The organism is Sphingobacterium sp. MYb388 (assembly GCF_037479535.1).
GTDB lineage: Bacteria > Bacteroidota > Bacteroidia > Sphingobacteriales > Sphingobacteriaceae > Sphingobacterium > Sphingobacterium anhuiense.
Genome location: NZ_JBBGYV010000001.1, coordinates 1 through 22588 on the forward strand (window position 1 = coordinate 1; position 22588 = coordinate 22588).

General features: G+C 34.1%; 20 protein-coding genes and 1 other RNA gene. 8 read left to right on the forward strand and 13 right to left on the reverse strand.

All coding sequences use genetic code 11. The features are described from left to right. Positions 1–126 precede the first annotated feature (126 nt). The 6 genes from WH188_RS00005 to WH188_RS00030 all read right to left on the reverse strand — a co-directional run bounded on the left by WH188_RS00005 (position 127) and on the right by WH188_RS00030 (position 7396). Positions 127–693: an OmpH family outer membrane protein gene (locus WH188_RS00005; RefSeq protein WP_031287178.1), complete on the reverse strand. Its 567-nt coding sequence runs from the start codon at positions 691–693 to the stop codon at positions 127–129. A gap of 117 nt (positions 694–810) precedes the next feature. Continuing rightward, positions 811–1344 carry an OmpH family outer membrane protein gene (locus tag WH188_RS00010; protein ID WP_132772033.1) on the reverse strand — a complete coding sequence of 178 codons (534 nt, stop codon included), beginning with the start codon at positions 1342–1344 and terminating at the stop codon, positions 811–813. A gap of 582 nt (positions 1345–1926) precedes the next feature. Further along, positions 1927–4494 (reverse strand): outer membrane protein assembly factor BamA, encoded by a 2568-nt coding sequence (bamA, locus tag WH188_RS00015; protein ID WP_132772032.1) that lies wholly within the window; start codon positions 4492–4494, stop codon positions 1927–1929. A gap of 121 nt (positions 4495–4615) precedes the next feature. Further along, positions 4616–5353, reverse strand: coding sequence for an isoprenyl transferase (locus tag WH188_RS00020; protein ID WP_132772031.1), 738 nt, complete (start codon positions 5351–5353; stop codon positions 4616–4618). Positions 5354–5771: 418 nt separating this feature from the next. Continuing rightward, positions 5772–6659: an NAD kinase gene (locus WH188_RS00025; RefSeq protein ID WP_021188282.1), complete on the reverse strand. Its 888-nt coding sequence runs from the start codon at positions 6657–6659 to the stop codon at positions 5772–5774. A 74-nt stretch (positions 6660–6733) separates the two neighbouring features. After that, positions 6734–7396 carry a CBS domain-containing protein gene (locus WH188_RS00030; protein ID WP_132772030.1) on the reverse strand — a complete coding sequence of 221 codons (663 nt, stop codon included), beginning with the start codon at positions 7394–7396 and terminating at the stop codon, positions 6734–6736. Between the two features lie 230 nt (positions 7397–7626). On the opposite strand from WH188_RS00030, the gene WH188_RS00035 reads away from it, so the two are divergent. After that, positions 7627–8460: a 1-acyl-sn-glycerol-3-phosphate acyltransferase gene (locus WH188_RS00035; RefSeq protein WP_132772029.1), complete on the forward strand. Its 834-nt coding sequence runs from the start codon at positions 7627–7629 to the stop codon at positions 8458–8460. 4 nt (positions 8461–8464) lie between these two features. Beyond that, positions 8465–9424, forward strand: a complete 960-nt coding sequence (locus WH188_RS00040; protein ID WP_021188280.1) for a GNAT family N-acetyltransferase — start codon at positions 8465–8467, stop codon at positions 9422–9424. 30 nt (positions 9425–9454) lie between these two features. Here the strand turns inward: WH188_RS00040 and WH188_RS00045 are convergent, their stop codons facing one another. From WH188_RS00045 to WH188_RS00060, 4 genes are all read right to left on the reverse strand, one after another. Further along, positions 9455–10768: a DEAD/DEAH box helicase gene (locus tag WH188_RS00045; RefSeq protein WP_021188279.1), complete on the reverse strand. Its 1314-nt coding sequence runs from the start codon at positions 10766–10768 to the stop codon at positions 9455–9457. Positions 10769–10875: 107 nt separating this feature from the next. Then, complete coding sequence (locus tag WH188_RS00050) at positions 10876–11196, reverse strand: GNAT family N-acetyltransferase (RefSeq protein ID WP_132772028.1); 321 nt, start codon at positions 11194–11196, stop codon at positions 10876–10878. Positions 11197–11354: 158 nt separating this feature from the next. Further along, positions 11355–11771, reverse strand: a complete 417-nt coding sequence (locus WH188_RS00055) for a VOC family protein (protein ID WP_132772027.1) — start codon at positions 11769–11771, stop codon at positions 11355–11357. Positions 11772–11897: 126 nt separating this feature from the next. Beyond that, a complete protein-coding gene (locus tag WH188_RS00060) occupies positions 11898–13289 on the reverse strand; it encodes an arginine decarboxylase (protein WP_132772026.1) in 1392 nt (463 codons plus the stop codon). A gap of 109 nt (positions 13290–13398) precedes the next feature. Here WH188_RS00060 and argS point away from each other — a divergent pair, with 109 nt between their 5' ends. From argS to WH188_RS00085, 5 genes are all read left to right on the forward strand, one after another. Continuing rightward, positions 13399–15183 carry an arginine--tRNA ligase gene (gene argS / locus WH188_RS00065; RefSeq protein ID WP_132772025.1) on the forward strand — a complete coding sequence of 595 codons (1785 nt, stop codon included), beginning with the start codon at positions 13399–13401 and terminating at the stop codon, positions 15181–15183. 8 nt (positions 15184–15191) lie between these two features. Next, positions 15192–16274 (forward strand): oxidoreductase, encoded by a 1083-nt coding sequence (locus WH188_RS00070; protein ID WP_237682863.1) that lies wholly within the window; start codon positions 15192–15194, stop codon positions 16272–16274. A gap of 9 nt (positions 16275–16283) precedes the next feature. Next, a complete protein-coding gene (locus tag WH188_RS00075) occupies positions 16284–17477 on the forward strand; it encodes an NAD(P)/FAD-dependent oxidoreductase (RefSeq protein WP_132772024.1) in 1194 nt (397 codons plus the stop codon). Positions 17478–17546: 69 nt separating this feature from the next. After that, positions 17547–17925: RNase P RNA component class A (gene rnpB, locus WH188_RS00080), an RNA gene on the forward strand. A 55-nt stretch (positions 17926–17980) separates the two neighbouring features. Further along, a complete protein-coding gene (locus WH188_RS00085) occupies positions 17981–19396 on the forward strand; it encodes a sigma-54-dependent transcriptional regulator (RefSeq protein WP_132772023.1) in 1416 nt (471 codons plus the stop codon). A 22-nt stretch (positions 19397–19418) separates the two neighbouring features. Here the strand turns inward: WH188_RS00085 and WH188_RS00090 are convergent, their stop codons facing one another. The 3 genes from WH188_RS00090 to WH188_RS00100 form a co-directional block, all read right to left on the reverse strand. Then, positions 19419–20081, reverse strand: coding sequence for an HAD family hydrolase (locus WH188_RS00090; RefSeq protein ID WP_021188276.1), 663 nt, complete (start codon positions 20079–20081; stop codon positions 19419–19421). A gap of 74 nt (positions 20082–20155) precedes the next feature. Next, a complete protein-coding gene (locus WH188_RS00095) occupies positions 20156–21163 on the reverse strand; it encodes an acyltransferase family protein (RefSeq protein WP_132772022.1) in 1008 nt (335 codons plus the stop codon). A 76-nt stretch (positions 21164–21239) separates the two neighbouring features. Continuing rightward, complete coding sequence (locus WH188_RS00100) at positions 21240–21614, reverse strand: hypothetical protein (protein ID WP_132772021.1); 375 nt, start codon at positions 21612–21614, stop codon at positions 21240–21242. A gap of 439 nt (positions 21615–22053) precedes the next feature. Between WH188_RS00100 and WH188_RS00105 the strand changes: the two genes are divergently transcribed. Beyond that, positions 22054–22551 carry a hypothetical protein gene (locus tag WH188_RS00105; protein WP_132772020.1) on the forward strand — a complete coding sequence of 166 codons (498 nt, stop codon included), beginning with the start codon at positions 22054–22056 and terminating at the stop codon, positions 22549–22551. The last annotated feature ends 37 nt before the right edge of the window (positions 22552–22588 follow it).

Genomic DNA, 22588 nt, shown 5'->3' on the forward strand with positions numbered 1-22588 from the left:
GGTAAGGTAAGGTAAGGTAAGGTAAGGTAAGGTAAGGTAAGGTAAGGTAAGGTCATAAAAAAAACAGCAGACCTTGAAGGGACTGCTGTTTTTTTATAACCTGAATTTATTTCAGGATTTAATTAATTATTTTTTTGCTGGAGTTGCAGGAGCAGCTGTTGCAGAAATACCTAATTTTGTTTTTAAAGCAGGTGTTAAATCATCTCCGCCTTGGAAATAAGGAATGTTTGTGCTTGAGATATCAAAAACATAAGCAAATCCTTTTTCTTTAGATACAGCAGTAAGTGCATCTGATACTTTTCTATGAATAGGAGAAATCAACTCTTCTTCTTTTTTGTTTAATTCTTCTTGAGCAACACGTTGGTTTTCGTTGATACGAGTTTCAATATCGCGTAGTTCAGTACCTAATTTTTGTAATTCAACATCAACAGTCTCTTTGTTTGCTTCGCTTCTGTTACGTGCTTTATCATTTGCTTCTTTTTGTTTCGTTTGATACATCGCATACATATCTTGAAGCTCTTTCGTTTTTCCGTCGCTTAAAGTTTTCAATTGGCCTTCCGCTGTTTTGAATTCTGGTGTTGCCTGAATTACTTCAGCTAAATTAACGTGACCAATTTTTTGTTGTGCCTGAGCTAACTGAGTAGCGAAAATAACTGCTACAAATGCAATAGCACCTTTAAATAAATTTCTCATTCTTTTCATTTTAATCTTAAATCGTCTCTTCAAATTATAATGAGACAAATTTTTGTGTTTCTAATTTAATACTTACTACTACTGGTATTTGTTCTCGCAATATTAATAAACTAATATTTAGTTTGCAAGTGCTGAATTAGGTTTTAATCCTAATTTAATAATGACGTCATTACTTTTATCCAATTTTGGATTTGCATATAGGAATGTTACTTCTTGACCTCTATCCAATACAAGATCGAATCCTTGCGCTTGTGCTATATCTTGAATTGCTTTGGACACGCGTTGTTGTATAGGTTGAACCAGTTGCTGACGTTGTTTAAATAACTCGCCTTCAAAACCAAATTTTTGTTTTTGATAATCTTTTACTTCTTTTTCTTTTTTCACGATTTCATCTTCGCGACGTCTGCGCATATCTTCATTTAGTAAAACTTGATCATTCTGATAAGCTTTATACATTTTTTCTATTTCAGCATATTGTTGATCTACCTCTTGTTGCCATTTTTGAGAAAGATCATCTAACTGTTTTTGTGCGGCTGTATATTCAGGGATATGCTTTAAAATATATTCTGAATTAACATAGGCAAAATTTTGTGCAAAAGTAGCTGATATGGTAACTACGACAAATGCTATTACTAAAACTATTTTTTTCATATTCTCTGAAAGTTTTATAGACTATAATATATTATTTAACACTAATTTACTTTAAGACCATGGATAAACCCAATAGTTTAATTTGGGAAAATCATCTCCAGTAAACTTACTGCCCAAAAATAATAAAAAAGAAGCAATCTATGCGATATTTTTCGGGTTTAACACTATTTAACTTGTTTGCCCTTTTTCCTTCATGTTATGAGTAGTATAGATTCTAGTGATTAATGATGATTTGATGAATTATCATTTTTTTTTGTTGGAACTTTTATTGAAATATTATCAATGATATGTAGCATTTAATGCGTGTTTTTTATTTGTTCCGTTAAATTAGTAGTATCACTTATAATCGTTTTTTATAGGTGCTTTTTCGAGGGGGTTATAATCGAGTTGCTGGATGTGAGTATGGTATTTTATACTTTTGGCATAGGAGATGAAACGCGTTTTTAGAATAATTGAAAACTTAGTGTTTAAAACAAACTTCTCAACCCTTTTAGGAATTGGTGGTAAAAAGAAAGGCTTTCACAATGGTGAAAGCCTTTCTTTTTATTTTGATAGTACCTGAGGGTTGGATAAATCCAGCGATTAAAACCCGCCCATATTTTGCATGATACTGAATGTGAAATTTTGTTTCCACTGGCTACTTTGTAAACCTGGGATCGGATCAAATGCGTGACCGTAATCGATACCTAACATACCAAATATAGGTAAGAAGATACGTGCACCAACACCCGCTGCGCGTCTTACTTTAAATGGATTGTATTCAGAGAATTTGTTCCAAGTATTACCAGCTTCAGCAAAAGCTAATACAAAGACTGTTGCTTGTTCATTTAACATGACAGGATGTCTCAATTCCATTTGGTACTTGGTGTAAATTGGACTACCTGAACGCATAGCGATATTAACGTTTTGTGTTCCTTCTGGAATAATGGAACCATTTGCATAGCCACGCATCGCGATGATTTCAGATCCCTGTAGGAAATCAAATCCTTGCATACCGTCACCACCTAGTTTGAAGCGCTCAAATGTAGAGATTCCTGTTTTGTTGGAGTAGCTACCTAAGAAACCGAACTGTGCCTGTGCTTTGAACACCAATTTACCAGCAATCTTTGCATACCATTGTGAATCAAATTTCCATTTGTGGTATTCAGTCCATTTGTATTTAACTTCCGGTGCAGATGTTTCGTAGTTAATTTTGTTAAACAATGAATATGGAGGCGTAAGTTGTACTGAAAACTTTAGATTAGACCCTGAAGTAGGGTAAATCGGTGCATCAATCGTATTACGGCTGATTTCCTGTGTTAAGTTAATGTTGTAAGCAGTACCGTTGTCAAACAAGAAATAGTTTGAATAGTTCTGTAATTTGTAACGTTGGAACGAAAGGGAAGTATTTACCTGGAACCAGTTGTCTGGCCATTGTACACGCTTACCTAATGTTGCGGTAACACCAGTCATCCAGATACGGTTAAGATCTGAATCTTTTACCATCTGCTCTCCTGTATAGTAGTTAAAACCTCCGTAAGAAGAGCTTGATGTATATGCGCTAAGACCAAAATAAATTGGTTTTTTACCGCCTAACCAAGGTTCTGAGAATGAGAAACTATAAGATTGGTAACGTTTACCTGAAGTTTGTCCACGAACACTCAATTTTTGTCCATCACCGCGTGGTAGTGGTTTCCAAGAGCTCTTATCAAAGAAGTTACTTGTCGAGAAGTTATTGAACGTTAAACCTAAGGTACCGATAATTTGTCCAGCACCGTAACCGCCTGATAGTTCAACTTGATCGGAAGGTTTTTCTGTAACGTTATAAACGATATCTACGGTTCCTTCAGCATGGTTAATATTTTCTGGAACTGGATTTGTTTTCTGTTCGTCAAAATTACCCAACTGTGCAATTTCACGAACAGAAGTCATGATAGCTTCTTTTGAAAATTTTTGACCTGGTTTTGTACGAATAGATCTTAATACTACGCGATCATTGGTCACGTCATTTCCTTTTACTATAATATTGTTGATGGTGAACTGTGCACCTTCATATACGCGTAAATTTAAATCAATTGTATCGTTATAAATACGCGTTTGTTCAGGATCAATTGAGAATGTCAAATAACCATCATTCATATACAGAGAAGAAATATCATCACTATTTCTTCCTCCACCCATCAATTTAGTCGTTAATTTTTCTTCACTAAAAATATCACCTTTACGGATTCCTAAAATTCTATTTAAAACTGTGTCTGTATATTTTGCGTTTCCTGACCATTTAATATTACCAACATAATATTTAGGGCCTTCATACACATCGATATTGACTAAGACATTTTTATCATCAACTTTAATTACGGAATCTTGGATAATTTCGGCATCGCGGAAACCTTTGTTTTGCATTTTCGCAACTAAGGTTTCTTTTGCTTCTTTATATTTTTCTTCTTTGAATTTTCCAGGTCCAAAAATACGGAACCAAGCTTTTTGCTTAACCCCTTTTAAGTTCTTACGAAGCTGTTTTTGTGTGAATTCCTTATTTCCGGTAAATGTTATCTTTTTAACACGAACTTTATTTTTACGGTCAACATCAGCAATTAATATCTCATTATTAGCTTGAGTAGTATCTTTAATAGTACTAATCTTAATTTCTGGATATAAATAAGCTTTCTCTCTTAAAAAACGTTGAATTGTATTGCGTGTTGTATTGATCAAGTTTTCATTGACAACTTTACCTGCGTTATCTTTTAATCTTTTACGAACTTCCTCTGTTTGACTTTTACTTAAACCGTTAATGTCTATACGGGTTAATCGAGGTCTTTCGTTAACACGAATGTTTAGAAAAATAGTTTCACCTTCTATTTTTTCAGCCCATAATTGGACATCATCAAAAAGTCCTTGTGCCATCATCACTTTCACGACATTTGATGTGGCCTCACTAGGAACTTCAATATATTGGCCAACGACAAGTTTGGAGATGGTAATTAATACATTGTTGTCAAGATGCTGCGTTCCCGAAACAGTAACACCACCAATAATATAGTCTTTAGGGGATAAATAACTTATCTGGTCGGGGTCATTCAGGTTTATAGCAGTTCCATTCACTTGAGCTTGTGCGAATTGTGGTTGGGTACATGCTAAAAATAATATAACAAATAGTATGCGCTTCATTTATAAATTTTTATTGATGCTAAAGTACACCAATCAGTTGTTAATTTTTGTTAATTAAGAAAAATTTAAGAACCAGCAGATATGAAGGTTTAAAATCAGTCAGCAAAGTTACTAATAAAGATTAGATCTGTTCACTTGTTTTTCCAAATCTTCTTTCTCGCTTTTGATAGTCAAGAATTGCCTTAAAAAGGTCTTCTTGTTCAAATTCAGGCCACATCTTATCTAGGAAACAGAATTCAGCATAAGCAATCTGCCATAAAAGAAAATTACTAATTCGATATTCTCCGCTTGTTCGGATTAATAAATCTGGGTTTGGTAAGTTTGAAGTGTAGAGATTTTCCTGAAATACCTCGGTTGTTATATTCTCAATTTTCAGATCTCCTTTAACAACTTTTTCTGCTATTTTTTTTGTTGCTTGGACGATTTCCTCCTGCGAACTATAACTTAATGCTAATGTTAGTATACATTTATCATTGCCGGCAGTTAAATTCATTGTTTCCTGCAATTTTTCTTGACAATTTTTAGGGAGCTTAGATAGATCTCCAATTGCATTTAAACGAACACCGTTTTTTTGGAAAGTTTTCACTTCTTTTTTTAACGAAGATACCAGCAACTCCATTAACGCTATTACTTCTAGTTTGGGTCTATTCCAGTTTTCTGTTGAAAAAGCATACAAAGTAAGGTGTTTTACGCCAACCTGTAAAGTTGCTTCTAGTGCCTCTCTTACAGCTTTTACTCCGCTTTGATGACCAAAAATCCGTAATTTTCCTTTTTCTTTTGCCCATCTTCCATTGCCGTCCATAATAATAGCAATATGTTGAGGAAGATTGTTTTTGTCAATATGATCTATTATGCTCATTTTCTATTTCTTTACTTCTGCCTATCTCACGATTGGTAAAAACATTTATTTCTAAATATATGCTACAAGTGTATCGTTTTTTCGTAAGATAGTTGTTGAAATTGGCCTGATGCCTGTTTTAATTTCAATCGTGTATACTTATTTTAATTTCGTTGTATACAAACTACCACTGCAATTAAATTATTAAATTAGTGTGAAGTGCTACGTCAGATTTCCTTGTATCAGGTGTGATTTTCATTTGAAAAATGTAATTTCCTAATATCCTCAAGAAATTGCGCTTGCCATTAAGCAATTTTTTCTTCATTAATTTTTAAGTATTGCTGCATAAGGATAACTTATATTAACCAGATTCTTTAAAATATCGTGCGGTAAATATAAATCTTTTTGACGAATAGCGGATTACAAATTCATGTTAACGCTAATAATTTCTTACATCTAAGCCCCAAAGTAGTTTCTCCCGGAGTGTTTCAAAATAGCTTTCACCTTCTAATCTGATTAAATTAATATAGAATGGCGCTTTAGTTATTTTTAGTTTGACATTACTTTCTATTGTTTCATTTTTAGAATCGCAGCTCAATATATATTTTTCGGAACGACTTTCAATTTCTAATGCTAATTCAAATTCAGATGATATAACTACTGGACGAACATTTAAATTGTGTGGTGAAATTGGGGTAATTACGAAATTGCCACTTCCAGGCATAATGATAGGTCCTCCGCAACTTAATGAATATGCCGTAGATCCTGTTGGTGTCGCGATAATTAGACCATCGGCCCAATAGGAGTTTAAAAGTTCGCCATTTAAGTACGCATTTACTGTGATCATTGCAGAACTATCATATCTAAAAACGGTAATATCATTCAAGGCATAATTACTGTTTCCGCCAAATAATTCTCTGTCAGGCGATTCTACGGCTAGTAATGCTCTTTTTTGTATTTTATAGTTTTTAGCTAGAATTTGATCAATTGAAGGTTCAAAATCTGTTTTATTTATGGATGCTAAGAAACCTAATCTTCCGAAATTTATGCCTGCAATAGGGATTCCGGAATTATGGATTAGTGATACTGCTGATAACATAGTTCCATCACCACCCAGGCTTAACATAAAATCTGTGTCTTTTGGCAGATTCTCATTAGAGCTGTAAGTGGAGAAGGTTTTATTACAGTCAAATTGTTTTTGTAGAAAAGTATAAAAGCTGTCGTAGATCCAAATCTCAACATTTTTCCCATTTAAATATTCCAGTAAATGCTTTACATGGGGAATAACTGAAGGACTAAATTCTCTACCATAAATTGCTATTCTCATATTGTACAGTATTTTTTATTCTAGCAGTAATGATTGCATTATTTTGCCAAAGATGAGAAAAAACTAGCGTATTGCTAAATATTGATGTAATTCATGAGTTGTTGGTAACGATCTTCTAAATCATCAAATTCTTGCAGTGTATTGAAAGATGCAATGACTTTATAATTTTGTCGTGCGAAGGAAGATAGTAGAGAAGCGATGTTTGACTTATTTACTTTCATTGTCACAAGCAATGTTGCATTTTCAGGGACTGTTTTTGTTGAACAGTTTAAAATTTGAGCATTTTCTGCTTCAACTAGATGTGCTATTTTAGATAAAGAAAAATCATGTATTCCAATTTCTAAGGTAATAATTGCTCCTATATCATTTAGTGATTGCAATACTGAAATCGTTTTTACCAACTCTAAAGAAGTCAATACTCCTTCAAATTTATTGTTTTCATCTAACACAGGTAAAGTACTTATGTTATAAGCTGTCATTAAACGGATCGCATCGTATGGATGTTGATTTGCCTTGATATAAATTGGGTCAGTTTTTAAATGAACAGAAGCAATTGTATTTTGATCATCAAGGGCATTCAGTAAATCATTTTGAGAAATAAATCCTAAATAATTATCACCATCAACAACAGGCAACAAATGAAATTGGAAATCTTCCATTCGATCTAAAGCAAAAGCAATTGTGTCAGATTGCTTTATCGTCGTGTTTTGTGAAAGAGGAATGTTCGCTATATACATATGGATAATTTATCTGTATACTATTGACCTTAAATTTAGTAAAATGTTTAAAGAAAACCTTTTTTATTAATAAAAAAGCTTTCTTGCATTAAAGGTCATTAAATTTTTACTTTAACTTTGCACAGTTTATATATTATTGATAATGGATTGTACAAATTTTATCTACTTTTACAAAAGTGCGATTTATATTTTGAATATATAATGAAGTTAAATCATAGTACTGAAATTTTATGAGTGAGGTTGCAAGTCGGAAATTTATTGAAGTTAGAGAAGTAATTCGCAAGAAAAGTCCCAAGTTGATAAAATGGATTCCATCTTTTTTATTAAAGTATTTGGAACGAACTATACATGAGGACGATATCAATGATATTATGACTCGGTTTTCGGACTTGAAAGGTTTGGATTTTGTTGATGCTTTAATTAAAGATCTAGGCGTTAATGTTGAGCTAAAAGGTGCGGCTAATATTCCGATTGATGAAAGCGTTATTTTTGCTTCAAATCATCCCTTAGGTGGATTAGATGGAATTGCTTTTATGCATGCTATTGGACAGTACCGTAAAGATGTTAAATTTTTAGTCAATGATATATTGATGAATGTCGGTAATCTTCAGCCGCTATTTATACCTGTAAATAAATTAGGGGGACAAGGAAAAAGTGGGATCGCCGCCATAGAGGAAGCTTACGCGTCTGATAGTGCTTTATTGGTATTTCCTGCGGGTTTAGTTTCTAGAAAACAGGGAGACGGAAGAATTGAAGATCTTGAATGGAAGAAAAGTTTTATAAATAAGGCAAAGAAATATAAAAAAGATATCGTACCTGTCTATATTGAGGGGAAAAACTCTAACTTTTTTTATAATTTTGCAAGGCTAAGACAGAAGATTGGCTTAAAGGCAAATTTGGAAATGCTTTATCTACCTGATGAAATGTTTTCTCAACGCAACCAAACTGTGACGATTGTTATTGGCAAAAAAATATCTTACACACATTTTGATCAATCTAAAGGCGAAAAAAAATGGGCTGAAGAGGTGAAGCGATTGGTTTACGGAATGTCTCAAGAAAAATAGAATTATGCAAGAAATTATTGCTCCTGTTGATAGAAAATTGTTAAAGGCAGAATTAGGTAAAGATGCTTTTATACGATATACCAACAATGGAAATAACGAAATATATTTGATTAACTATCATAATGCACCTAATGTGATGCGGGAGATAGGACGATTAAGAGAATTGACGTTTAGAGGTGCTGGTGGTGGAACTGGTTTATCAATTGATATTGATGAAAATGATACATGCGAAGATTGCTACGATCAATTGATTGCCTGGAATCCTGAAGAAGAAGAAGTTGTTGCAGGCTATCGTGTCATCAAATGTGCCAATGCTTCGGTAAAAGATGGTGTCCCAAATTTATCAACAGCTCATTATTTTCAGTTTTCCGAACGATTTAAAACGGATTATTTGCCCTATACAATTGAATTAGGCAGGTCTTTTGTCCAACCAAAATTTCAACCAGCAATTGATAACCGCAAAGGAATCTTTTCTTTAGATAATCTATGGGATGGATTAGGTGCATTAGTGATGATTAATCCAGATATTAAGTATCTTTTCGGTAAAGTGACCATGTATCCGCATTATAATAAAGAAGCCCGTGATTTGTTGCTTTATTTCATGGAGTATCACTTCCCTGATCATGAAAATTTAGTGGTACCAATCCCAAGTTTAAATTGTGAAAATGATTTTTCTAAATTTGAAGGTATTTTCGATGGATTAGATTATAAGGAGTCTTATAAATTATTAAATAGTAAGGTTCGTGCGTTGGGTGAGAATATTCCTCCTCTGATTAACACTTATATGAATCTATCTCCAACGATGAAATCGTTTGGGACAGCAATTAACGATGAGTTTGGGGAAGTTGAAGAAACAGGGATTTTGATCATTATTGACGATGTTTATCCTGTGAAAAAAGAAAGACATATGAATACTTTCGAACGTGATCGGGAGTATGGTAATAAAAAACCAAAGAGAGGCTAAGCCTCTCTTTTTTTGTAATTATTTTTTGCTTTAAGAATCTCTTCTTCTCGAAGAAGTTCTGTTTCTATTTTCAGATCTTGGACCGGATGACGTTCTTCTTCTATTTCCTCCAGGACTAGCGTTATTTGAACTTTGGCCATTTCTGGATGTAGATGATGGTCTGCCAGATTTCTTTGCTGTACCAGCTTTCTTTGGTGCTACACCTGAGATATGTAAAGCATAGGGATGCTTCTCAACTAAAGGGATCTCCATACGGATGGATTTTTGGATATCTAGTAAGAATGCATATTCTTCTTCGTCGCAGAATGAAATCGCTTGACCATCTTTACCTGCTCTACCTGTACGGCCTATTCGGTGTACATATGATTCTGGTATATTGGGTAAATCATAGTTGATTACAAATGCCAACTCATCTATATCAATACCACGTGCAGCGATATCGGTAGCAACCAGTACACGTAGTGTACGATCTTTGAAGTTTTTAAGGGCATTTTGACGGGCACTTTGAGATTTGTTTCCATGAATGGCCGCAGATTGAATATTCTTTTTTGCAAGATCTTTAACGATGCGATCTGCACCATGTTTAGTTTTAGAAAAAACTAACACGTGATTTATATTTTTCTCCTTTAAAACATGGATTAACAAATCTTTTTTATCGTTTTTCTTAACGTAATAAACTTCCTGTTGGATCTTTTCTGCAGTAGTAGATTCTGGAGTTACTTCAACCTTGATAGGATCAACAAGAATATGATTTGCTAATTTCTGAATCTCAGGTGGCATTGTTGCTGAGAAAAATAATGTTTGTCTTTTTTCAGGTATTATTTTAATTAGCTTCTTTACGTCATGGATAAATCCCATATCTAACATACGGTCAGCTTCATCTAAAACAAAAAATTCTAAATGTTTTAAATCGATATATCCTTGACCGTATAGATCTAGTAAGCGGCCTGGTGTAGCAATAAGCACATCAACACCTCTCTTCAAGGCATCACGTTGTGGTTGTTGTCCGACACCTCCAAAAACAACTAGACTTTTAAGTGGAAGATCTTTGGAGTATTGATTGAAATTTTCTTCAATTTGAATTGCTAGTTCACGTGTGGGTGTTAAAACTAATGCACGAATATTTTTTTTCGCAGTTTTAACTTTTGAATAACTTAACATTTGAAGTATAGGAATGGCAAAGGCAGCTGTTTTACCAGTACCTGTCTGAGCGCAACCTAATAAATCATTTTTTCTAAAAATAATAGGAATCGCCTGTTCCTGAATTGGGGTAGGAGTAGTATATCCAACAGCTTCCAATGCCTTAAGGATTGGTGCTATGAGTTTTAAATCTTGAAATTGCAATCTAATTTATTTATTTGTAAGCGACAAAGGTAGCTTAATTTTATGGATTGCAACTGAAATTTGTTGAAACATTTATTTTTAATATGATCTAAAAATATGATTAATACCTACTTATCCTCTTGAAATCCTTCAAAACTTGGGTCAACGATTTCTTTCCATTCTGGATGTTTTTTTATATACGCGTATACCAAAGGGCATAATGGAAAAAGGGTGTAATGATGTTCTTTCAGGTATTGTAATGTTTTTTCAATGACAGCAGTTGCTACTCCTTGACCCGCTAATTGAGGGTCGGATTCGGTATGAATGAGCCAAACTTTACTAGGTCTTTCTTTGAATGCGATAAAGGCTTGGTATTCTCCTATATGAAGTTCAAAATGATTTAATTGATCATTTTTAGTTAAAGGTAAGTTGATAAATTCTTCTTTCATGGTTTGTTATATTTTATATGGATATAATATCAATTGCATGCATATTGTTTTGACGGGTCGAATGATAATGGTGCTTCGGGTAGACAAATAATCTTATTTTTAGCATAAGAGTTTCCTGGTAGCACTACTGGCGATCTCAGTCTGTTATTCATCTTATTTTAGCATGCTTCTTCTAAACCCTTTATATTAATTTTTTTCATCTTGACCAAAGCTTCCATTGCTTTTGGATTTGAAATGAGCATATGAATTCTTTTAGGAATTATTTGCCAAGAAAAACCAAATTTGTCTTTTAGCCAGCCACACATATTTTCTTGACCTCCATTTGCGGTCAACATATTCCAATGGTGATCGATTTCTTGTTGATCTTCACATTCAACGACAAATGAGACAGCATCTGATGGTTTATATGATGGACCTCCGTTAAGTCCCATAAATCGAGTTTTGTTAATTTCAAAAATAACGACCAGAGAATTGGATGAGATGATTTTTCCATCTTTAAATACTGAACAGTAGAAGTTTGCTGCATCTTGGGCTTGACCATCAAACCATAAACAATTATAAATTGAATCTGTCATAACTATGGTTGGGTTAAAGTATTATATACCTAAAATACAAATTAATCATGAATAACAGATATTAAATAAAACAAAAAAGGTTAGAAATGAAAATTTCTAACCTTTTATTGTGAGTTGACTACGCGCTTATTGGTAGCCCAATAATTTCATAACCTGTTTTGAATTTTGTTCCTCACCAAAAACTTCGTAATTGAATGTTTCGTCGCGGTTACGGCGAATCAGTACATGCTTTGGAGATGGTAATAAACAATGATGTATACCGCCATAACCACTCAATACATCTTGGTATGCTCCTGTATGGAAGAAACCTAGATATTGTAATTTACGTGTTTTAGGCATGAATACTGAACTAGTATGTGCTTCTTGATTGTAATAATCTTGGCCATCACAAGTAATACCACCTAGGTTTACCCGTTCATATTCAGAATCCCAATTGTTGATCGGAAGTAAGATATATTTTTGATTTAAAGCCCAAACATCTGGTAAGTTTGTAATAAATGAGCCATCAATCATAAACCATTTTTCACGATCATTTTGTAATTTACGACCTAAAACCTTGTAAAGGATACCTGATGCTTCGGCAACGGTATATTTACCAAATTCAGTAATAATATCCGGTTCCATTACTTCATGTTGTGCACAGATCTGCTTGATCCTGTTCACAATTTCATTGACCATGTACTCATAGTCAAAATCATGCACTAATGAATCTTTGAAAGGCATGCCTCCACCGATATCTAAAGTATCTAAGTCTGGGTTTACTTTTTTAAACTTACAGAACAATGTAACATATTTTTCTAGCTCATTCCAGTAATACGGGGTATCCGATATACCTGAATTGATAAAGAAATGTAACAGCTTTACTTTGAAGTTAGGATTGTTCGCAATTTTGTTGTTATAGAATTCTATAACTTCTTCGATACGAATACCTAGTCTTGAAGTGTAAAACTGTGAGTCTGGCTGTTCTTCCGATGCGATACGGATACCTAAAGCACATGGTTCATCCAATTCAATTTCATCATCATAGAGATTGAATTCCTCTTTGTTATCTAGGACGGGGATAATATTCTTATACCCATCATGGATCATGTCGATGATATACTGTTTGTATTGGTATGTCTTAAAACCATTACAAATCACTGTAATGTCTTTTTTTACTGTACCTTGACGTTCTAAGGAATCGATCATCGGCATATCAAATGCAGATGATGTTTCTAAGTGAATCTCATTCTTCAATGCCTCTTCAACAATATGTTTGAAGTGGGAAGATTTGGTACAATAACAATATTTGTAGGACCCTCTGTAGTTGTGTTTCAAAATTGCGGTTTGAAACAAAATTTTCGCTTGTTGAATTTTTTTGCTGACGATTGGCAAATAAGTAAAACGCAACGGCGTACCGTACGTTTCTATCATTTCCATTAAATTCAAATCGTGGAAATACAATTCGTCGTCGATGATTTCGAATCCGTCTTGCGGAAAACCAACACTTAGGTCAAGAAATTCCTGATAGCTCTGCATTTTTTATTATTTTTGCAAAGATATACTTTCAATATGAATACAAGAATAGCGAATGTGAATTATTTTTGTATTCTATTTCAGGGAGTTGCATATTTTACATAATCATTACATGGCGAATTCTATTCAAAACAGACTTATTGAAGTCACTGTTCAAGCTGTAAAACAGCTTTATAATGCAGATATTTCTGAAAATCAAATTGCTCTGCAAGAGACACGCAAAGAGTTTGAGGGGCAAATTACAATTGTAACTTTTCCTGTTACCCGATTTTCTAAGAAATCTCCTGAGCAGACTGGTACGGAAATAGGTGAGTATTTGAAAACTCATATCTCAGCTATTACTGATTTTAACGTTATTAAAGGGTTTCTAAATATTTGTCTTTCGGATGAATACTGGATTTCTCTTTTAAACGAGACTATCGTGAAATCTGATTTTGGGGTATTTCCTTCGAATGGTAAAAAATTAATGGTGGAGTATTCTTCTCCAAACACCAATAAGCCGCTTCACTTAGGCCATATTCGTAACAACCTATTAGGATATTCTGTTGCAGAGCTTTTAAAGGCTTATGGTTATGATGTCATAAAAGCCAATCTGGTAAATGATCGCGGTATTCATATCTGTAAATCTATGCTTGCATGGCAAAAATTCGGAAATGGAGAAACTCCTGAGTCTACGGGTATGAAAGGTGACCATTTGGTGGGTAAATATTATGTAGTTTTTGATAAAGAATATAAAAAAGAAATAGAAACACTCAAAGTTGAAGGTCAAACTGAAGATGAGGCTAAGAAGAATGCGCCATTGATTAAAGAAGCACAAGCGATGTTACAGCAATGGGAAGCTGGTGATGAGGCTGTGATTGATCTTTGGAAAACAATGAATACCTGGGTATATGCTGGTTTTGAAAAAACGTATAAGCAACTAGGTGTTAACTTTGATAAATATTATTATGAATCAAATACGTATTTGTTAGGAAAAGATATCATTCAAGAGGGTTTAGATAGTGGTGTTTTCTTTAAGAAAGAAGATAACTCTGTTTGGATTGACTTAACTGCCGACGGATTGGATGAAAAGCTTGTCCTGCGAGGCGATGGTACTTCTGTATATATTACTCAAGATTTAGGTACAGCTCAATTGAAATACGATGAGTTCAAGATGAATGATTCTATTTATGTGGTCGGTAACGAACAAGATTACCATTTTAAAGTATTGTTTTTGATCTTAAAAAAACTTGGTAAATCTTGGGCAGATGGCTTATTCCATTTATCTTACGGGATGGTCGATTTACCTTCTGGAAAGATGAAATCGCGTGAAGGTACAGTTGTAGATGCTGATGATTTGATGAGTGAGATGATCGAAACAGCGAAAGAGCGCACAGAGGAACTGGGTAAAACGGAGGGCTTGTCTGAAGAAAATAAAAATGCACTTTATAATACCATCGGTATGGGGGCTTTGAAATATTTCTTATTGAAAGTTGATCCCAAAAAACGTTTATTGTTCGATCCGAAAGAGTCTGTTGATTTTCAAGGAAATACAGGTCCTTTTATCCAATACACTTACGCTCGTATTAAGTCTGTTCTTTCTAAAGTAAATTTTGATGAACAGTCGAAAGTATCGGTGCCAGTATCCATATCGGCTTATGAGCGTGATTTGATTATGACTTTGGGTAATTTTCCAAGTATTATAGCAATCTCAGCTCAAGAATTCAGTCCAGCGCAGATGTCTAATTATATTTATGATGTAGCTAAATTGTACAATAAGTTTTATCATGAAGAGACTATTTTAAAGGCAGAAATTGAAGAAGTGAAGAATTTCCGTTTGCACCTTTCGGCTTCTGCAGCAAAAGTTATTGCAAAAGGAATGAGTTTATTAGGAATTGAAGTTCCTGAACGTATGTAATTTATCTCATGATGGCTCAAAAAATCCGTGTTGGTTTAATTGGTTTTGGTATTTCAGGACAAGTATTTCATGCTCCTGTGATGCGATCTATTGCTGACCTAGAATTAGTAAAAATAACTGCTCGCAAAGCGGAGCAAAAATTAATTGTAAGTGAAAAGTATCCTACAGCGTTGGCTGTAGATCATGCTGACGAAATATTAAATGACGATTCCATTGATTTGGTGGTTATTGCTACCTCTAATGATATGCACTATCCTTTTGCTAAGCAGGCATTGCTAGCAGGGAAACATGTGGTAGTCGAAAAACCGTTTACCAATACATCTGAACAGGCTGATGAATTGATCGCATTGGCAAAAGAAAGTGGTAAAATTTTATCTGTATATCATAATTTAAGATTCAACTCAGATTTTAGAACGATCAAAGAGGTGATTAAGGATGAACGATTGGGGCAGATCAAGAATTTTGAAGTTCGTTACGATCGTTTCCGTAACCATCTTAGACCGGGTGCGTGGCGAGAAGATAATCTGCCTGGTTCAGGAATCTTTTATGATCTTGGAGCGCATTTAATTGACCAGACGCTACAACTCTTCGGTAGACCAAATGCTGTATTTGCAGATTTGACTATTCAAAGACCTGGAGCGGGGGCAATTGATAATTTTGAAATACTACTTTACTACCCGGAAATGCGTGTTTCTTTGAAAGGAGGGATGCTTGCTAAAGAGCCGACTCCGCGATACACTGTATTTGCATTAAACGGAAACTTCCTTAAAAATGGTGTTGATCCTCAAGAGGAATTATTACGTGCTGGTGCATTTCCTGATGAAGATCCAAACTGGGGCAAAGAAGATCCAGCTATTTATGGTAAATTAAATTTACTTTGGAATGGCGAAGATCTCGAAGAGACCGTTACTTCGAAATTAGGCAGCTATCCTGATTATTACCAAAATATAGCAGATGCTATTCTTGGGAAAACTCCTCTAATTGTTACAGCAGAACAAGGACGTGATGTTATTCGTATTATCGAACTGGGGATACAAAGTCAGGCGGAACGCCGTGTCATTTCATTAGATAATGAACTAATAGGCTATTAATATATAAATATGAAGCAATATGATGCCATTATAGTTGGGGGAGGGGCGTGTGGGCTCATGTGTGCTGCTCAAGCTGGATTATTAGGTAAGCGAACTTTAGTGATTGAACGAAATGATAAAGTTGGAGCTAAGATTCTAATTTCGGGCGGAGGAAGGTGTAATTATACCAATTTGGGTACTGACATCGATAATTTTGTGTCTGAGAATGCAGACTTTTTAAGATCTGCATTTAGTCAATGGACGGTAGATGATACATTGAGTTTTTTTGAGTCGCATGGTATATTTGGTGAGGAGAAAACGTTGGGACAATTATTTCCTTCTTCGAATAAGGCTAAAGATGTTGTAGCCGTTTTTACTAAGATCTTATTTGCTACGGATCAGGATATAAGATTAAACACGGTTGTTAAAGCTATAGAAAAGCTTGAGGATGACTTTGTCTTAACAGTGGAAAGTGAAAAGGGCATTCAGCAGTTAACGACAAAGAAAGTTGTTATGGCCAGCGGAGGTTTACCTGTCGCGAAGTTGGGAGCCTCTGATTTTGCTATTCGTACGGCTAAGAAATTTGACATGGCAATTGTCCCTACCGCACCTGCTTTAGTACCTCTAACTATTACAGGAAAGGAGGCTGAATGGTATGCTTCTTTAGCTGGTAATTCAGTTTTTTCTAGAGTTTATAATCATAAGATTAGTTTTGAAGAGAACATCCTTTTTACGCATTGGGGCTTAAGTGGTCCTGCGATTCTACAGATTTCATCTTATTGGCGTGCTGGAGAAGAGTTTTATATTGATCTTTTACCTCGGTTTCAATTGGATAAAATAATCAAAGATGAACGTAATGAAGGTGGAAAACGTTTGGTTTCGAGTATCTTGAACGATTACTTTACTAAACGTATGGTGGAGGCACTGGGTAAATTTCTTCCTTTAGAAACTAAAATAGCATCTTTAAGTAAAGCGGATGCAAAATTGATTATTGATACTATTCATAAATTTAAAGTCAAGGCTGCTGGAGATAAAGGGTACGATAAAGCAGAGGTAATGCGTGGTGGTGTTTCTACTGCAGAGCTGCATGCTAAGACTCTAGAAAGTAAGCGGGTAAGGGGATTGTTTTTTGGAGGAGAGGCTGTTGATGTCACCGGTTGGTTGGGAGGCTATAATTTTCAGTGGGCTTGGGCATCTGGTTATGCTATAGCACAAGCACTTTAAATTCAAAATTTCATTCTTTTCTTTATTTATAGGGAATAATTATCAATCTAAATCCTACCTTTGCAGAAGAAGCAAACTGGTTCTACCGCTGCTCCCTTGAGGAGGAGAGGAAAGTCCGGGCAACGCAGAGCAACACGCTTCCTAACGGGAAGGATGCTGTTACAGCAGACAGAAAGTGCCACAGAAAATATACCGCTTTTCGGAGTAAGGGTGAAAACGTGAGGTAAGAGCTCACGGTCTTGTATGGCGACATACATTGCGGTAAACCTCGTGTGTTGAAAGACCAAATAGGTTGCGAAATTCGAAGGCTGCTCGTCTTCTTTTAGTTTAGGCTAAGATTCGTAATGGGTAGGTTGATGGAGCTAGTTAGTGATGACTAGCCTAGATAAATGGTAGAAACTCCGATTTTTTCGGTTTACAGAACCCGGCTTATAAGGTTTGCTTCTTTTTTACTATATTACCAATAATTTAGATAACCTTTAAGGAAGAGTAATAATACTTTTATGAGTACAATATTAATTATTGATGACGAACGGGCAATCAGAAATTCACTAAGAGACATCTTAGAGTATGAAGATTATAATATACTAGATGTAGATAATGGTATTGAGGCCTTAGAGATCATTAAGAAGGAAAAAATTGATCTTGTTCTTTGTGATATTAAAATGAATAAGATGGATGGTATGGAGGTTTTGGCAACTGCCCAAAAAACAAATCCAGATCTTCCTTTTATTATGATTTCGGGTCATGGTACGATAGAAACTGCTGTCGAAGCCGCTAAAAAAGGTGCCTTTGATTTCTTAGAAAAGCCACTTGATTTAAATCGTTTACTTATCACGGTAAGGAATGGCTTAGAGAAGGTCTCATTAGTTACTGAAACTAAAGTTTTAAAGAAAAAGGTAACGAGCTATAAAACCAAAGAAATCTTAGGTAAATCTGAAGCGATTAGTCGTATTAAAGAAACAATTGATCGGGTTGCACCTACGGAGGCTCGCGTACTTATTACAGGTGCAAATGGTGCCGGAAAAGAACTTGTTGCACGTTGGTTGCATGAGAAATCTAATCGTGCAGAAGGTCCTTTAATTGAAGTTAACTGCGCAGCAATACCATCGGAATTAATTGAGTCTGAATTATTTGGTCACGAAAAGGGATCTTTTACTTCCGCTATTAAACAACGTCTTGGTAAATTTGAATTAGCTACCAATGGTACACTTTTTCTGGATGAAATAGGCGATATGAGCCTTTCTGCCCAAGCTAAGGTGTTAAGGGCTTTACAAGAGCATAAGATAACCCGTGTAGGTGGTGATAAGGAAATTGATGTGAATGTTCGTGTTGTTGCAGCGACGAATAAGAATCTCTTTAAAGAGATTGATGAAGGGAATTTTAGAATGGATTTATACCATCGCCTTTCTGTAATTCTTATTCACGTACCTTCATTGACTGAACGTGTGGATGATATTCCTTTATTATCGAAAAATTTTTGTGAAGAAATTTGTAATGAATATGGGGTTCCAATAAAAGAAATTACACCTGCTGCATTAAAAGAGTTGAGTAATCTTCCTTGGACGGGTAATATTCGCGAATTACGTAACATGATTGAACGCTTAATTATTTTAAGTGATAAATCTATTACGGATAGGGATGTTATTGCATTTGCAAATCCTTCAAACACGGTGAATGCTATTTCTTCTCATGCACATACGGATAATGGATCTAGCCATACGACTCAAAATGGTGGAAAGGTTGATCTAGATAACTTTGCTTCTTTTCAAGATTTTAAGGATTTTGCAGAGAAGGAGTTTATCAAATATAAATTAGAGAAAAACACGTGGAATGTTTCTAAAACTGCTGATGATTTAGATATTCAGCGAAGTCATTTATATAGTAAGATCGAAAAATTCGGTCTTAAAAGAGATTAGAAAAAAGGGCTTGATAATTTTATCAAGCCCTTTTTAGTAATTCTAAAATCTTGTAAGTTGATATCTCCGTGTAGTCATTGATGTATGCATGACAGGTTGGAAGTTGATCTTTGGTGTGGGTAGATAATACGCCAACTACTGTCATTCCCGCATTCAGACCAGCTGTAATTCCTGAAAAAGAATCTTCAAAAACGACGCAATTTATAGGCTCTACCTCTAAATTATTAGCGGACGTTAGATAAACTTCTGGATGTGGTTTATGATGACTAACATTTTCACTACATAAGATCGAACCCATTTTGGATCGGATATGAAGTGCATCTAAGATTAAATCCATATTTTCTTTAGGTGCAGAAGTGGCCACTCCAGTTTTTAAATCATTTCTCTTGAGGTCTTCTAAAAATTCTAAGTAACCTGCTATTGGTGTGATCTGATCTTTATAAATAATTCTAAAGAGTTCTTCTTTCTCAAACTCTAACTTGATCAATTCATCAGGAGCTATTGTTCTCTTGAAAAAATGTTGCATGATATAGCTATTGTGTTTACCATACATATGCTCCTGAAATTCTTCTTCACTACTTTCAATATTGTATTTTTTGAAAAATGCTTCAAAAGCTTTAGCGTGATAGGGATTGGTGTGACAAATAACACCATCCATATCAAAAATAACTGCGTAATTACTCATAGTGCTAAGGTACATTTTTGACATTAAAATATGATATTATCCTGGTTAAGTTTTGTCATTTGTAACTTAAAAAACTAGGAACAAAAAATAATTCGTATTTGTTTTGCTTGCTTAGCGGGAATTTTAAAGTGATTTATTGCTTTGTTAATGAGTTGTTGTTGTAGAAATGTTGCTATAATGGATAGTGTGAGAATAGCTATCCAATTTAAATACCAGTTTTCTAAATTGATCAAGAATAGAAATAATATATGCCATAGATAAATCCAAATTGTTGAAGAGCCTATGAAATTTAAAATAGGTTTGTTTAATTTTTGAATAGTTGGTTTTATACAAAATATAAGTGAGAAAATACTTACTGCATAAAAAATATAAAACGAATGTGGTGGATATTTCAATGCTCCAATATCAAATGGTATTCCCAGGTGGAATTTAAAATATATCAAGCCTCCAATACTTATCAAAGCACTTATGATAAATAATAGTGTTTTAGTTCTTACATCATAATTTCGGTATTGTGCTCCTAGCATGAAGAAAATGAGAAAACCTAAGCTATAGGTGCCAAATTGATTGAAGTATTTTTGTACGCCTGGTTGAAATAAATCAGTTGAAAACTGAACGACCATTTCATAAATGGCATAATAAATCAGTAATTGCCATTTATTTTTAATGACTTTACTGAACAATGGCCCTAGGATGGCAATCATTAAAAAGATGCGTATAATCCAAACATAGCCAAAGCCATCTAATAGCAGATAGCTCGAAATCATAATATCTGGAAACTGTGTGTAATTGATCTTAAAGGATAAGGGGAAAAAGTACTGAATGATGTAAAATATCGATAAGAAAATCCATACGGGTACAACAAGACGGAAAAAGCGTTTCCATAGATAGGTTGTAAAATCGGTTATGGATTTAAAGGTTTGATTTTTGTTCCCAAATAAATATCCTGAGATAAATACCATTAAAGGAACATCAAAGTTTCTGATTTGAAAAATTGTAAAGGGTGGGTTTACATGTGCGAGAATAATGCACAATAAACCTACACTACGTATAATATCCAGTGAATTGTCCCTTTCTAGCATCTTTTTTTTGCGAAGATAGTGAATAGGTGAAATTTGCAAAGGACTTATACGTATAATCGAAAAAAAATATTATTTCTTACTCTGGCTTCTTCAGTAGATCTTGAATTGTTGCGGAAATTATTGCAGGATCTTCACCATCTTCTAAAAGTGAAAAAGCAATATAGGTGGCATATATTTCAATACTGAAAGTTTCGTGTTTGTCAGCAATAAACCCGTCAATTTGTTGTTCGTTACAATCAAAACCAATTTGTTGTAATTCATTAAAAAGGTTTGTTGAAATCGTTGCATGATCTTCGCCACATGCGAATGCAACTAAAACATGAAATAGAAATTTATCGATGATTTCACTATCAGTTTCTTTGAATAAAGATAAAATATGTTTGTAATCAAACCTTGTTTTTGCACTGTTAACAATGCTGTCCCAAATTTCATATTCTAAAGTTGCTTCCATACTTCAGCTGTTTTTTATTTATAATCGGTAATCTAAATATACTGAAAAACAATTAGTAATGAAAGCTTTGTTAGAAAATTTTTATTCGTTATGAAATTCTTTTTTTTGCTTTTTACGTCAACAATTGATAAAAAGAAAAAAGAATCTCCCCAATAAAGCAACCCAGCAGTATTCCTAATATTATCGAACCAGTTACTTTAAACCAAGAGGGAGTTTGTATTAATTGTAATTTCATGATGCAAAACTCGTAATTAGATTGGTTTTCCTAATCAATTTTGGTTTCATTAGTTTTATTTGTAGTCGTTTACTGACGTTGTATTTTCAACCTATTAACCAATGAGAATTATATCTGATAATTTTTTAAGATTTAGCACTTTTTTTGAGTAATTTTAAGAGAGCAAGAATAAACTGACACATTTAATTTTAAAACCTTTTATTTATGACAATTAAGATTCTTTTATTTTTTTTAATGATCGGTTCTCATGCTTCAGCACAAGAATTGAATCTTCTTAAAATTCGTAAAGAGTATTCTTTAGCAGTGAAAGATGAAAGTATTTGTGAAAATAATCTGAATTTACTACGGGCTAAAGCGAAAGAAACGACTGATAGAGGTTATTTAGCTGTTTATGAAATGGTTTTTGCTAAACATATGGGTAATCCATTCCGGAAACTTGGTCAATTTAATAAAGGTAAAAATTTATTAGAGACCTTAATTAGGGAAGAACCTAGTAATGTTGAACTTCGTTTTATCAGGTGGAGTGTTCAAACTCATGCACCTTCTATTTTAAATTACAGCAATGATATCAAAAAAGATAAATCTTATATAATTGACCACCTATATAGTCTTCAGCATCGGGATGTAAAAGAAATTATATATAAATATATCAAAGGTGCAAACTCTTTTAGTGAAGATGAATTGAAAGAATTGATGAAATAATGATTTTTAAATTAGATTTCTTTTATAGATATTTTTA